The sequence below is a fragment of the Bacillus sp. TH19 genome (assembly GCF_016651075.1).
GTDB lineage: Bacteria > Bacillota > Bacilli > Bacillales > Bacillaceae_G > Bacillus_A > Bacillus_A mycoides.
In genome coordinates, this window is sequence record NZ_JAEKEO010000010.1 from 117,089 (window position 1) to 130,151 (window position 13,063).

The window sequence follows — 13,063 nt, forward strand, 5'->3', positions numbered from 1 at the left end:
TCATGTAAAATAATAGTGAAAATATGTAAAGGAGCGAATGGTGTGGATGTCTTTTTGAACATTGCTGAAGAAAAAATTCGACAAGCAATACGGAATGGTGATCTCGATCATATTCCGGGGAAAGGAAAACCACTACAATTAGAAGACCTTTCAATGGTACCTCCAGAACTTAGAATGAGTTATAAAATCTTGAAAAATGCAGGTATGATTCCACCAGAAATGGAACTACAAAAAGATATATTAAAAATAGAAGACTTAATTGCGTGCTGTTATGATGAAATAGAGAGAAAAGAATTACAAGAAGAGTTAACAGCAAAAACGCTGCGTTTTCAGCAGGTAATGGAAAAGAGAAAGATTAAAGATTGTTCGGCTTTTCGTATGTATCAGGATAAAGTATTTCGTAAATTACGCTAAGAGGGATAAGATGAATACATTTGAAACGATAGAAGAATTAGCGACATATATTGAAGGACAACAATTGGTACTGCTGTTTATTAAAACGGAAAATTGTGGTGTTTGTGATGTTATGTTAAGAAAAGTAAATTGCGTATTAGAGAATTATGATTACGTAGAGAAAGTAGAAATATTACTGCAAGACATGCAAGAGATTGCGGGGCGATATGCAGTATTTACAGGGCCAACAGTTTTATTATTTTATACTGGAAAAGAGATCCTTCGTGAATCGCGCTTCATTTCACTTGAAAATTTAGAGAGAACCATTCAATTATTCGAAGATTAAGGGAGGCTTTTATATGGAATTTATTATTGTCATACTATTATTTGTTGTAGTTGGAACGATCGCAACAGCAGTTCGATCAAACAAAAAGAAGGTAAATCTTACAAAACAAAATAACATTCATAATTCATCCAACAGCTCATCACCATTATTTTTCTTTGCTGGATCAGATAATGATAGCTCGCACGATGGAGGTTCACATGATTGCGGAGGTTCTTTTGGTGGAGATAGTGGAGGTAGCTGCGGTGGTGGAGGCGGCGGTGATTGATGAGAATACGCCCTATAGGGGGCGTATTTCTTTTTAAACAAACGTTGGATTAGTTGGCTTACATATGCATAAAAACAGTTAAACAAACGTTTGATTAAATATTTTTAACATGCTAGGGGAAATGAAAAGGGAACCGTATTTCTTACTAAATTAGGATTTAAATTTGGAATAATACATATGATTCGAATGTGGTTTGAAAGTACGTTTTCTTAAATAAGGAGTATAGCCTCTTGCGATAGAGGTTTTTTATTTGTTATTATTAGACTGAACGGTCGGTTTAAAGAGGTGTGAATATGAGAAGAAGCGCAGAAGAGATAAAGAAAGAAATTGCATATAAAGCAGAAAGTCTGTTTTCACAAAAGGGCTATGCAGCCACATCTATGGAAGAGATTTGTGAGATTACAGAGCGAAGTAAAGGAAGCATTTATTATCACTTTAAAAGTAAAGAAGAATTATTTTTATTTGTAGTAAAACAGCATACGTATGATTGGCTTGAAAAATGGAATGAAAAAGAGAAGTTGTATAGTACGAGTACTGAAAAACTATATGGTCTCGCGGAATATTATGTAGAGGACATACAGCAACCAATTTCAAATGCAATAGAGGAATTCTCTATGAGCCAAGTTGTAAGTAAAGAGATTCTGGATGAACTGTTAGCTTTAACTAGAGAATCATATGTTATGTTTGAGAACTTAATTGAAGCAGGCATACAGTCTGGAGAGTTTCGTGAAGATAATACGCGCGATCTTATGTATATTGTGAATGGATTATTATCTGGGCTTGGAGTACTTTACTACGAGTTAGATCATAAAGAGCTGAAACGTATTTATAAAAAGGCAATAGATGTATTGTTAAAAGGAATGGCAGCTGAATAATAAGTCAGCAGCTTTTCTTACAAAATAAATTAGACCGAACGGTCGGTTTATAAAGGAGGAATGAAAATGAACGCTTTATTTAAAAACCGAGCATTTATGCTCGTTATGGCATCTGATATTTTACAACAATTTGCAATTTGGATCAGAAATATGGCTCTTTTATATTTCATAATGGAGCGAACGAATAATGATCCGGTTTCTGTTTCTTTATTATCAGTTATGGAATATGCACCTATCTTTATTTTCTCGTTTATTGGTGGTGCGCTAGCTGATCGCTGGAATCCGAAAAGAACAATGGTTGCTGGGGATGTGTTAAGTGTACTGTCTATTATAGGAATTGTCTTGTTGTTAAAGCTGGATTATTGGCAGGCTATATTTTTTGCAACACTCATTTCCGCGATTGTAGGTCAGTTTTCTCAGCCATCATCTTCGCGTATATTTAAGCGCTATGTAAAGGAAGAACAGGTGGCAAATGCGATTGCATTTAACCAAACATTACAGTCATTATTTATGATTTTTGGACCAGTGGTAGGATCGCTTGTGTATACACAACTTGGTTTATTTACGTCACTATATAGCTTAATCATTTTATTTTTGTTATCTGCTATCGCTCTTTCATTTTTACCAAAATGGGTTGAACAAGAGCAAGTAGCGAGAGATTCATTAAAAAATGATATAAAAGAGGGTTGGAAGTACGTTCTTCATACGAAAAATTTACGCATGATTACGATCACTTTCACCATTATGGGATTAGCAGTTGGACTAACAAATCCGTTAGAGGTGTTTCTTGTAATAGAACGGCTTGGAATGGAAAAAGAAGCAGTTCAATATTTAGCCGCAGCTGATGGAATAGGTATGTTAATCGGTGGTATTGTTGCTGCAGTTTTCGCTTCAAAAGTGAATCCGAAAAAGATGTTTGTATTCGGTATGAGCATATTAGCGATGTCATTTTTAGTAGAAGGGCTATCTACATCATTTTGGATTACTAGTTTCATGAGGTTTGGAACAGGTATTTGTTTAGCTTGTGTTAATATCGTTGTCGGTACGCTTATGATTCAGCTTGTACCAGAAAACATGATTGGAAGAGTAAATGGAACAATTTTACCATTATTTATGGGTGCTATGTTAATCGGAACATCGCTAGCTGGAGGATTGAAGGAAATGACTTCACTAGTTATTGTATTTTGTATAGCGACGTCACTTATTTTATTGGCAATAGGGCCAGTTCTACGTATGCAAATAAAAAAAGAAGAGCTTGCTAATAAAGAGGAAATGACGAATTCGTTAGCTTCAAAATAAACCTTGTAAGGAAGCGGCATTGCTCCCTATTTTTGTGGCGATCTTTTGACAATGAAATGTACCGACTATATACTAATATTGTAAAAACGATTTTACATGTTAGGAGAAAAGATGTGAAAAATCAAATTTATGAATTACGCACTGAAAATAATATTTCACAAGGTGCATTAGCTGATAAGTGTAAAGTTTCAAGACAGACGATAAATGCAATTGAGAATAATAAATATGATCCAAGCTTAGCATTAGCCTTTCGTTTAGCGGAAGTATTAGGAACAACTGTGGATAAACTATTTTTGTATAAGATGTAGCGTCTTTAATTGTGGGACGCTATCGATAAAAGTAAAGAAAAGATCCTCTTCTTATGTGAAGAGGATCTTTTTCTTATATTGTTTTAGTTTTCGGATTAGGTGGTGTAACGGACGTATTATTTTCGGGTACTCTAGTTAATAAGAATCCACCGATAATAAATAAGACAATAATACTAAGGACACCAGCGTTTGTTTTTCCTGTTAATTGTGTTGTGACACCAACTAATACTGGACCCATAATTGCTGCGAATTTACCAAAGATATTATAAAATCCGAAGAATTCATTTGCAGATTCTTTCGGTACTAGTTTTGCGAAATATGAACGGCTAAGTGCTTGAATACCACCTTGAGAAGTGGCAACTAGCATTGCTAAAATCCAGAAATCAAGTGTCGTTTTTAAGAAATAAGCATATGTGCAAATAATGATATAAATAATAATACCGACATATAGCATTTTTTTACCGGTAAATGTTTCCGATAGTTTTCCATATAATAAAGCGAATGGACAAGCGACAATTTGTGTTACAAATAAGATGACTAATAGATTAGTTGCACTAATACCGAGATCTGTTCCGTAAGCAGTAGACATAGTGATAATTGTATCTACCCCGTCAATGTAGAAAAAGTAAGCTATTAGGAACATAAATACAGTTTTATATTCTTTAATATTTTTAAAAGTATTAGCAAGGCGCTTGAAGCTCATTGCAATTGGTCTTGGATGGCGTTCAATATAGTGTGTTTGCTCTACATTTTTTAGCATTGGAATTGTAAATAGTCCCCACCAAAGAGCTGTTATTGCGAAAGAAATTTGACTAGCAATGCCGACTGATAAGGGGATAGTTCCTTTTTGAGCAAGAATAATAAGAGCAATACAACCGATAAAAGGAATTGTGCTCCCAATATAACCTAATGCAAAACCTCGCGTAGAAATTCGGTCCATTCTATCTCCAGAGGTAACATCTACTAAAAATGCATCATAAAAAATATTTGCTCCAGCAAAGCCAACTAATGCGAGCATATAGCATCCTAGTAATAAGTACCACTGAGATGTTGGAACAACTGCTAGCATACTTGTAAATATAATACCAAGCCCAAAGAAGAATGTGAAAAATCGTTTTTTAAATCCCTTATAATCAGCAACCGTGCCGAGAATAGGAGCGAGTATAGAAATTAAAAGTGTAGCGAACGAGTTTGCATATCCCCAATAGGCTGTTGAAGTTGCACCAGATAGTCCAGCTTCTTTTGCAGCTGCTTTAAAGTAAATTGGAAATAATGCAGTTGTAATGACGAGCGAATATACCGAGTTCGCCCAATCGTACAATATCCAGCTTTTTTCTTGTCTGGACATTTTTTTCATATAATGTTCCCCCTTAAATTTGTTCTACTAACAGTGTACAAAAATAAAAATTATAAAAAGAGAAACAGTGATGATTTTTACATAACTTTTACATATATACACAGTTCTTTACAATTGAAGTAAATCCTCTACAATTGCGCCGTCTGTTTCACCTAAGTGCAAGCCGAGTAACCTAGCGATAGTCGGACCTTCATCAATCAGTCTCATATACGGAATTGTAACGCCGCTTTGAATGCCTTTCCCAGCAGCCATAAAAATTGTTTCATAGTTAGGTTTTGTTGGGGAATATCCATGCGTTCCAAATGTATATTTCTTACTAGAATTAACATCTTCTTTATTAATTTCTTTTATGAAATCACCTGTATAATTTTCAACGAAGTAATAACCTTCCATGGCCTCTAGCATAAATAAGCAATTACCATCAGCGCCACGTTCTTTTGCATCTTCATCGTGCAGAATAAATTCAATTCCATTTTGTTTATCCTGAAGAAGCTCTTCAAGAAGAAGTTGAATCTCTTTAATCGTTTCAGTATCATTTTTATCCTTTACATGTACGTAGGCAGCTCCATCACAGCTTTGGCAATAAGCTTTCCAATCGTGTATTTTTCCACGTTTATTTACGGATATAAGCCCTTTTTGACAGAATAGGACATTTAATTGGATTGCCTTGTTTTCACTTAAAGCGCTATGGTCACCAAGTGCAATAATTGTACTTTCTTCGTATATACCACTTTCTTTTAATGTATGGATAATTTTACCTAGGCGTTCGTCGTGTCTGTGGATTGCAGCTACTGTTTCCTCAGACTCGAAGCCATGGTAATGTCTTTGAGTATCTAAATCAGTAAAATGTACAAACATAACATTAGGCTTTTTTGTCTGAATTGTATGTAGGGCAGAAGCAAGGACGAAATTATCAAGCTCAGGCTGTGACAATCCATTTCGTATATGGCCGAAACGATGATTTAAATCTAATTGATATAGCGGGCTACCGCTAAATAATGAAACTAAAATTTGATTTTGCCACGGTCTATTTGGAAAAATTTCTGGTAAATTGTAATCGATATTTGCTCTTCCAGTAACAGGCCATAGAAGGGCTGCTGTCGTTAAATTTGCTTTGCGTGCTTCATCATATAAAGTTGTTCCTTTAATGGACTTTCGGTACCAATGCCAATCTGGTGAATCACGTCCTGGTTGAAGTAATGTATTGCTGACAACGCCATGCTTATTAGGATAATTACCGGTTACGATTGTTGAGTGGCTTGGATATGTTACAGAAGGATAAATTGGCTCCACTTTTTTCGCAATCGCGCCCTTTTTTATTAAAGTTTGGAAATTAGGTAGTTTTTGTAATATAGGAAAATCTAAAGCTGATAAGCAGTCGAAAGATAAAATAATGACGCGATTTGTTAATGCTTTATCCATAAAGTTTCCCTCCTGATTATATAAAACCTATTCTTATATATTACTATTAATACCTGGTAATAAAAATATATTTTCGAATAAAATTTCGTTATTTATTTTCAGAAAAATTAAACATATTATAAGTATAAGGGAATGAATGGAAGGAGGGAATACTATGGATTGGCTAGATGGATTTGGTATCTTTTACATCATTGGTGGAGTCACCGTTCTCCTTGTATTTTTTATGTCATATTTACTAAAGAAACGTTTTCCAGATAAACAGTTTGATATTATATTTGCACTTAGTTTAGTACTTCTTTGTTTAGCTTTCTTTCCTGTAACAATGATCGCTATTGGTGGTTGGGAAGGAATGGGATACGGATTTATTTGTTTCTTCGTTTTAATTGGTACACTAATTGGTATGGTTGCTCATCAACTTGTAAAAATAGTTCGGAAAAGTTACGTATAAAACAGTGATAATTGAAAATAATGTATAAAAATAAGAAAATTGGCTCTTGTTTTGAAATAAAATTTATATTATGATATTCAACAAATTTATTTTGTTATAACGATGAAAAAGGAATAGTACATGTCTTACCTTTTTGCAGAGAGAGAATCCTTTTGGCTGGAAGATTCTTAAAGAGGCGATATGGAACCTACCTTTGAGTTCTGCATATGCAGCGGGAAATTCCCGTTATCAAAAAGAGAGCATACTCAATTTTTTTGTGTATGAATCAGGGTGGTAACGCCGACAAAGCTCGGTCCCTATTTGGGGACGCGGGCTTTTTCTATTTTCTAAAGGAGGAAGAATAACTATGGTAAAAGAACAAGTACAAGCCATTACGAAAATGGAAGAAGACTTTGCTCAGTGGTATACCGATATTGTAAAAAAAGCGGAGCTTGTTGATTATTCAAGTGTGAAAGGTTGTATGATTTTACGTCCATACGGTTATGCATTATGGGAAAATATGCAGAAAGTGATGGATGAAAAATTAAAAGAATCTGGTCATGAAAATGTGTACATGCCAATGTTTATTCCAGAGAGTTTATTACAAAAAGAGAAAGATCATGTTGAAGGATTTGCTCCTGAAGTAGCATGGGTTACTCATGGCGGAGATGAGAAATTGGCAGAAAGACTTTGTATACGTCCTACATCTGAAACTCTATTCTGTGAGCATTTTTCAAAAATTGTTCAATCATATAATGATTTACCAAAGTTATATAACCAGTGGTGTTCAGTAGTTCGTTGGGAGAAGACGACGAGACCATTCCTTCGTACAACTGAATTTTTATGGCAAGAAGGTCATACGATTCATGAAACGGCAGAAGAATCTCAAATTGAAACATTAAATATTTTAAATCTATATGCTGCTTTTTGTGAAGAGTATTTAGCGATTCCGGTTATTAAAGGGCAAAAAACAGAAAAAGAAAAGTTTGCAGGAGCGAAGGCAACTTATACGATTGAAAGTTTAATGCATGATGGAAAAGCACTTCAAACAGGAACATCTCATAACTTTGGAACGAATTTCTCTGAAGCATTTGATATTAAGTTTTTAGACCGTAACGGTAAATGGCAATACGTACATCAAACATCTTGGGGTGTATCAACAAGAATGATAGGTGGACTTATTATGGTTCATAGCGATAATAACGGACTTGTAATGCCACCGAAAGTCGCTCCAGTACAAGTTGTTATCGTTCCTATTGCTCAGCACAAAGAAGGTGTGTTAGAAAAAGCAACAGAGTTGCAAGGACGTATTCAGAAGGTTGCACGTGTAAAAATAGATGCTAGCAATAAAACACCTGGCTGGAAATTTAATGAGTATGAAATGAAGGGTGTTCCAATTAGATTAGAAGTTGGTCCAAAGGATATTGAAAAGAATCAAGTTGTACTTGTAAGGCGAGATACGAAAGAAAAAGAGTTTATATCAATGGATCAATTAGAAGAACGCATTCCAGCACTACTTGAGGAAATTCACCATTCTTTATTTAGTAAAGCAAAAGTATTTCGCGATGAGAATACGTATAGTGTGACGAATTTCGAAGAGATGAAAAAAGCGGCTGATGAAAAGCAAGGATTTATTAAAGCGATGTGGTGTGGAGAACTAGCTTGTGAAGAAAAATTAAAAGAAGAAGTTGGAGTATCTTCACGTTGTATTCCGTTCGAACAAGAAAGTTTAGCTGACGAATGTATTTGCTGTAGTAAAAAAGCGAAGCAGATGGTGTATTGGGGAAAAGCGTATTAATACTCTTTCTACTAGATGACAAAAAGGACTTTGATTGCATAATAAAATGCAATCAAAGTCTTTTTAGTTTTATCCCGCTATTTGCCAGGTAGTAAAACTCCCACTGGAGCTAAGAAGTTAGGTGGGAGCCCTGCTGCCCGTAAAAGCCCGATTGGTGAAGGCTAATAATCAGTGGGGGATGAACAAAATCCCCACTGATTAAAGTTTCACTTTATAATCTGTTTCATGTATTTTTAGATGGAAGGATGATTTTTTTATTTTGCGTTTTTACGACGAATAAATAGTAACACACCAATTAGGAATGTCGAAAGACCAATTAAAATAGATGCAGGATAATGCGTTGCAGTATTAGGCAATTTATTGCCTTGTTTTGTTGCATTATCTTTTGCGTTACCGCTTTGAGAGCCGCTATCGCCTTTAACACGGTTGCCGCCCTGAGAGCCATTACCACCTTGAGAACTGCTGTCGCCTTTAACACGGTTGCCGCCCTGAGAGCCACTGCCACCAGAACCACTGCCACCAGAACCACTGTCACCAGAACCACTGCCGCCAGAACCATTGCTACCAGAACCATTGCTACCAGAGCCATTGTCACCAGAACCACTGCCACCAGAACCGTTGCCACCGGAGCCATTGCCACCAGAACCATTGCCACCAGAACCATTGCCACCAGAGCCGTTACCGCCAGAGCCGTTACCGCCAGAACCGTTGCCACCAGAGCCATTGCCACCAGAACCGTTGCCACCAGAGCCATTGCCACCAGAGCCATTGCCACCAGAGCCATTGTCACCAGAACCACTGCCACCAGAGCCGTTACCGCCAGAACCACTGCCACCAGAACCGTTGCCACCAGAACCACTGCCACCAGAACCGTTGCCACCAGAACCGTTGCCACCAGAACCGTTGCCACCAGAACCGTTGCCACCAGAACCGTTGCCACCGGAGCCATTGTCACCAGAACCACTGCCACCAGAGCCGTTACCGCCAGAACCACTGCCACCAGAACCGTTGCCACCAGAACCGTTGCCACCAGAACCGTTGCCACCAGAACCGTTGCCACCAGAGCCATTGTCACCAGAACCATTGCCACCAGAACCACTGCCGCCAGAACCACTGCCGCCAGAACCACTGCCGTCAGAACCATTGCCGCCAGAACCACTGCCGCCAGAACCGTTGCCGTCAGAACCACTGCCACCAGAACCACTGCCACCAGAACCGTTGCCACCAGAACCATTGCCACCAGAACCACTATCGTCCTGAGAACCATTGTTTCCTGGAGGTTTATTATTATCTTTTGAATTACCTTCTGCTAAAGTATCGTTATTTTGTACAATAGCGTTTGTTATTGGATGGAAGTTTTCAGTTGCAGCATTACCAATATTTAAGCCGCTAAAAAAGGATAAAGAAAGTGTTGATGCTAGAATGAAGATTTTTGTCATTGTTTTCCTCCTGAAGAAAAAATTATTGTTCCATCTAAAATACACCCCTTTGTAATATTTCATAGGAAAAAGAGTTTTATGCAAAAAAAACTATATATAGAAAAAGGTGGTGTATTTCTAAAGGAAGAAAAGAGTTAATGTAAATTCCTTGCAAATAGTAGAGTGATGGAGAATTTACACTCATAACAGTAGAGGAAGTGGCAACGGATGAAAGAATATATTGCATTTGATATTGGTGGTACGCAAATTAAATATGGAATTGTTTCAGAAATAGGGGTAGTACTAATACATAAAAAGGTCCCAACAGAAATTCACTTGGGCGGGGAACAAATTGTTCAAAAACTTATATGTTTATCAAAAAAGTTAATGACTGAACATACTATTTCCGGAATTGGTATTAGTACAGCGGGAATTGTTGATATTGATAAAGGAGTTATAACGGGAGGTGTGGATCATATTCCACGTTATGCTAATATTTCTATTGTTGAGAGATTACAAGAAGTATTAAAAGTTCCTGTATCTATTGAAAATGATGTTAATTGTGCAGCCTTAGGTGAGAAATGGAAAGGTACAGGGAGGGGAGAAAGCGATTTTATTATGCTTACGCTTGGAACGGGCATTGGTGGAGCAATTGTTATAAATGGAGAGTTATACCGTGGACATTCGTTTGGCGCTGGGGAATGGGGGAACATGTTAATAGAAGGGAAAACTTTTGAGGAGGTTGCCTCAATTTCGGGATTAATTCATCTCGTACGAAGATATAAAGGTAAAAAGGAGTGGGATGGTAAAACAATTTTCGAATTATATGATAAGGGTGATAGCGGTGTTACTCAAGCCGTGAAGATTTTCTTTAAACATTTGGCGATTGGTATTAGCAATCTTACTTATATTTTTAATCCGAAAATGATTATTATTGGTGGGGGAATTACTGAAAGAGGAGATGATTTCTTACATGAAGTGAAGGAAGAGATAGGAACATACTTAAATCAAGAGATTTATAGTAATTGTGAGATTAAACTTGCGCAAAGCGGTAATTGTGCAGGAATGATTGGCTCTATTTACCACTTATTACATCAGTATAAATAAATATAGTATCTGTTTTCATATAATTGAGAATTTATCCTTTTTCTCATTAGATAAATAATGCTACAATATAAGAGAAGAATACAATGTTTTCCGAGTTGGAAAATGCTTTGTAGAAAGGAAGAAACTTCATGCCTATTATTTTAGAAAAAGGACAAAAGATTGATTTAACGAAAGGACAACCGAGAGTAGCGAAACTACAGGTTGGCTTAGGCTGGGATCCAATTGGGCAATCAGGTGGGTTTCTGTCTTCTTTATTTGGAAGTAAACCAAGTGTAGATTGTGATGCATCTGTCGTTATGTTAGAAGGGGATCGTTTTTTAAACAAAAATGATCTAGTTTACTTCGGCAACAAACTTTCTACTTGTGGTAGTATTATTCATTCAGGAGATAATTTAACAGGTGAAGGCGCTGGTGACGACGAAACAATTTTCGTAGAATTACATAAAGTTCCGAGCCGTATTAATCGTTTAGTATTCGTTGTAAATATTTATGACTGTGTAAATCGTCGCCAAGACTTTGGGATGATTCGCAATGCATATATTCGTATTCAAAACCCACAAACAGGTGAAGAATTAGCGCGTTATAACTTGTCAGATAATTATGCTGGTAAAATGACTTTAATTGCAGGTGAAATGTACCGAGACGGAAACGAATGGAAGTTTTCAGCAGTGGGAGAAGGAACACAAGATAAAAACTTAAGTGAGATTGTATCACGTTACCAATAAAATAAACCAAGGAGGAATAGTATAATATGGCATCTATTTCATTGAAAAAAGGACAAAAGGTAGACTTAACAAAAACAAATCCAGGTCTTTCGAAAGTTCTTGTAGGACTTGGTTGGGATACGAATCGTTATGACGGACAAAATGATTTCGATTTAGATGTTAGTATCTTCTTAGTAGGTGCTAACGGTAAAGTTTCAGGTGCAGAGGATTTCGTCTTCTATAATAATCCAAAAGGTGCGAATGGTGCTGTAGAGCATTTAGGAGATAACCGTACAGGTGAAGGTGAAGGCGACGATGAAACAATTAAAATAGACTTAAAAAATGTTCCTGCTAACATTGAGCGTATTTGTTTCACAATTACAATTTATGATGGAGAAGGCCGCAGCCAAAACTTCGGACAAGTTTCTAATTCTTTCGTACGTATTATGGATGAAGAAAAGAATGCAGAATTAATTCGTTACGATTTAGGAGAAGATTTCTCTATTGAAACAGCTGTAGTAGTGAGCGAATTATACCGTCACGCAGGTGAATGGAAATTCAATGCAATCGGAAGTGGATTCCAAGGTGGATTAGGTTCTCTATGTAATAACTTTGGTTTAGATGTAGAGTAATAGATTTATATATCCATCAGTGAAACGCGTAATTACTGATGGATATATTTTTAAAAATTAAAATATAGAGGTGAATATATATGGTTATTCAATTGCAAAAAGGACAGAAAATTGATTTAGCTAAAACAAGCCCAGGTTTATCAAGAGCAGTAATTGGTCTTGGATGGGATATTAAATCTTATGATGGTGGATCTGATTTCGATTTAGATGCATCTGCCTTTTTATTAGATGCGAACGGGAAATGTACGAAGGAAACTGATTTTATTTTCTATAATAATTTACAGTCTCCTTGTGAATCAGTTTTACATACAGGAGATAACCGTACAGGTGCAGGTGACGGTGATGATGAGCAACTTGTTGTCGATTTGAAAAAGGTTCCAGCAGATGTTCATAAAATTGCTATTACAGTTACAATTTATGATGGTGAAGGCCGTAATCAAAACTTTGGACAGGTTGCAAATGCATTCGTTCGTTTAGCAAATGAAGAAACAAACGAAGAAGTTCTTCGTTTTGATTTAGGGGAAGATTTCTCCATTGAAACAGCAGTTGTCTTTTGTGAATTATATCGTCATAATGGACAGTGGAAGTTTAGTGCAGTAGGAAGCGGATTCCAAGGTGGATTAGGTGCGCTTGTAAAAGCGTATGGCTTGGATGCATAAGAAGGGAAACGACATTCGTTTCCTTTTTTTGACCTTTCTATAAATCTAGCAAA

The 13,063-nt window shown here is 36.5% G+C and carries 15 protein-coding genes, 1 pseudogene and 1 other annotated feature; of the genes and pseudogenes, 13 read left to right on the plus strand and 3 right to left on the minus strand.

The genetic code is table 11. The features are described 5' to 3' along the window. The first annotated feature begins 42 nt into the window (after positions 1-42). The 7 genes and pseudogenes from JFU54_RS18355 to JFU54_RS18385 all read left to right on the plus strand — a co-directional run bounded on the left by JFU54_RS18355 (position 43) and on the right by JFU54_RS18385 (position 3,486). On the plus strand, positions 43-414 hold the full coding sequence (locus tag JFU54_RS18355) for a DnaJ family domain-containing protein (RefSeq protein ID WP_151304922.1): 372 nt from the start codon (positions 43-45) through the stop codon (positions 412-414). A gap of 10 nt (positions 415-424) precedes the next feature. Next, positions 425-739 carry a thioredoxin family protein gene (locus JFU54_RS18360; protein ID WP_002029563.1) on the plus strand — a complete coding sequence of 105 codons (315 nt, stop codon included), beginning with the start codon at positions 425-427 and terminating at the stop codon, positions 737-739. Positions 740-752: 13 nt separating this feature from the next. Further along, positions 753-1,004, plus strand: a complete 252-nt coding sequence (locus tag JFU54_RS18365; RefSeq protein ID WP_002029564.1) for a hypothetical protein — start codon at positions 753-755, stop codon at positions 1,002-1,004. Between the two features lie 129 nt (positions 1,005-1,133). Continuing rightward, positions 1,134-1,217, plus strand: a pseudogene (locus JFU54_RS18370) (histidine kinase); the annotation flags it as partial. An 80-nt stretch (positions 1,218-1,297) separates the two neighbouring features. Continuing rightward, positions 1,298-1,879: a TetR/AcrR family transcriptional regulator gene (locus tag JFU54_RS18375; protein WP_078204726.1), complete on the plus strand. Its 582-nt coding sequence runs from the start codon at positions 1,298-1,300 to the stop codon at positions 1,877-1,879. A 66-nt stretch (positions 1,880-1,945) separates the two neighbouring features. Further along, entirely contained in the window at positions 1,946-3,178 is a 1,233-nt protein-coding gene (locus JFU54_RS18380) for an MFS transporter (protein WP_201065776.1), read from the plus strand. Between the two features lie 56 nt (positions 3,179-3,234). Then, a complete protein-coding gene (locus JFU54_RS18385; protein ID WP_201065777.1) occupies positions 3,235-3,486 on the plus strand; it encodes a helix-turn-helix transcriptional regulator in 252 nt (83 codons plus the stop codon). A 73-nt stretch (positions 3,487-3,559) separates the two neighbouring features. Here JFU54_RS18385 and JFU54_RS18390 read toward each other — a convergent pair whose 3' ends face one another. Next, positions 3,560-4,843, minus strand: coding sequence for an MFS transporter (locus tag JFU54_RS18390; protein ID WP_201065778.1), 1,284 nt, complete (start codon positions 4,841-4,843; stop codon positions 3,560-3,562). A 108-nt stretch (positions 4,844-4,951) separates the two neighbouring features. Continuing rightward, positions 4,952-6,265 (minus strand): alkaline phosphatase family protein, encoded by a 1,314-nt coding sequence (locus JFU54_RS18395; RefSeq protein WP_201065779.1) that lies wholly within the window; start codon positions 6,263-6,265, stop codon positions 4,952-4,954. Between the two features lie 154 nt (positions 6,266-6,419). Here JFU54_RS18395 and JFU54_RS18400 point away from each other — a divergent pair, with 154 nt between their 5' ends. Further along, positions 6,420-6,713 carry a YesK-like family protein gene (locus JFU54_RS18400; protein WP_002124993.1) on the plus strand — a complete coding sequence of 98 codons (294 nt, stop codon included), beginning with the start codon at positions 6,420-6,422 and terminating at the stop codon, positions 6,711-6,713. Between the two features lie 93 nt (positions 6,714-6,806). Continuing rightward, positions 6,807-7,014: a binding site (T-box leader), on the plus strand. A gap of 45 nt (positions 7,015-7,059) precedes the next feature. Beyond that, on the plus strand, positions 7,060-8,490 hold the full coding sequence (gene proS / locus JFU54_RS18405) for a proline--tRNA ligase (RefSeq protein ID WP_044444318.1): 1,431 nt from the start codon (positions 7,060-7,062) through the stop codon (positions 8,488-8,490). Between the two features lie 254 nt (positions 8,491-8,744). Here the strand turns inward: proS and JFU54_RS29830 are convergent, their stop codons facing one another. Beyond that, complete coding sequence (locus JFU54_RS29830) at positions 8,745-9,929, minus strand: cell wall anchor protein (protein WP_201067288.1); 1,185 nt, start codon at positions 9,927-9,929, stop codon at positions 8,745-8,747. A 207-nt stretch (positions 9,930-10,136) separates the two neighbouring features. On the opposite strand from JFU54_RS29830, the gene JFU54_RS18415 reads away from it, so the two are divergent. The 4 genes from JFU54_RS18415 to JFU54_RS18430 all read left to right on the plus strand — a co-directional run bounded on the left by JFU54_RS18415 (position 10,137) and on the right by JFU54_RS18430 (position 13,010). Then, the gene (locus JFU54_RS18415; protein WP_201065780.1) at positions 10,137-11,015 is read left to right on the plus strand and encodes an ROK family protein; all 879 of its coding nucleotides are present in this window, start codon (positions 10,137-10,139) and stop codon (positions 11,013-11,015) included. Between the two features lie 128 nt (positions 11,016-11,143). Further along, on the plus strand, positions 11,144-11,740 hold the full coding sequence (locus tag JFU54_RS18420) for a TerD family protein (RefSeq protein WP_002029589.1): 597 nt from the start codon (positions 11,144-11,146) through the stop codon (positions 11,738-11,740). Between the two features lie 26 nt (positions 11,741-11,766). Beyond that, positions 11,767-12,351, plus strand: a complete 585-nt coding sequence (locus tag JFU54_RS18425) for a TerD family protein (RefSeq protein WP_002010225.1) — start codon at positions 11,767-11,769, stop codon at positions 12,349-12,351. Between the two features lie 80 nt (positions 12,352-12,431). Continuing rightward, positions 12,432-13,010, plus strand: coding sequence for a TerD family protein (locus tag JFU54_RS18430; protein ID WP_002091197.1), 579 nt, complete (start codon positions 12,432-12,434; stop codon positions 13,008-13,010). Positions 13,011-13,063 lie beyond the last annotated feature (53 nt).

Coding starts and splice junctions, on each gene's coding strand:
- JFU54_RS18380 (WP_201065776.1), top strand. CDS start 1,946: ATGAACGCTTTATTTAAAAACCGAGCATTTATGCTCGTTATGGCATCT.
- JFU54_RS18390 (WP_201065778.1), bottom strand. CDS start 4,843: ATGAAAAAAATGTCCAGACAAGAAAAAAGCTGGATATTGTACGATTGG.
- JFU54_RS18425 (WP_002010225.1), top strand. CDS start 11,767: ATGGCATCTATTTCATTGAAAAAAGGACAAAAGGTAGACTTAACAAAA.
- JFU54_RS18420 (WP_002029589.1), top strand. CDS start 11,144: ATGCCTATTATTTTAGAAAAAGGACAAAAGATTGATTTAACGAAAGGA.
- JFU54_RS18375 (WP_078204726.1), top strand. CDS start 1,298: ATGAGAAGAAGCGCAGAAGAGATAAAGAAAGAAATTGCATATAAAGCA.
- JFU54_RS29830 (WP_201067288.1), bottom strand. CDS start 9,929: ATGACAAAAATCTTCATTCTAGCATCAACACTTTCTTTATCCTTTTTT.
- JFU54_RS18385 (WP_201065777.1), top strand. CDS start 3,235: ATGTACCGACTATATACTAATATTGTAAAAACGATTTTACATGTTAGG.
- JFU54_RS18400 (WP_002124993.1), top strand. CDS start 6,420: ATGGATTGGCTAGATGGATTTGGTATCTTTTACATCATTGGTGGAGTC.
- proS (WP_044444318.1), top strand. CDS start 7,060: ATGGTAAAAGAACAAGTACAAGCCATTACGAAAATGGAAGAAGACTTT.
- JFU54_RS18415 (WP_201065780.1), top strand. CDS start 10,137: ATGAAAGAATATATTGCATTTGATATTGGTGGTACGCAAATTAAATAT.
- JFU54_RS18365 (WP_002029564.1), top strand. CDS start 753: ATGGAATTTATTATTGTCATACTATTATTTGTTGTAGTTGGAACGATC.
- JFU54_RS18430 (WP_002091197.1), top strand. CDS start 12,432: ATGGTTATTCAATTGCAAAAAGGACAGAAAATTGATTTAGCTAAAACA.
- JFU54_RS18360 (WP_002029563.1), top strand. CDS start 425: ATGAATACATTTGAAACGATAGAAGAATTAGCGACATATATTGAAGGA.
- JFU54_RS18395 (WP_201065779.1), bottom strand. CDS start 6,265: ATGGATAAAGCATTAACAAATCGCGTCATTATTTTATCTTTCGACTGC.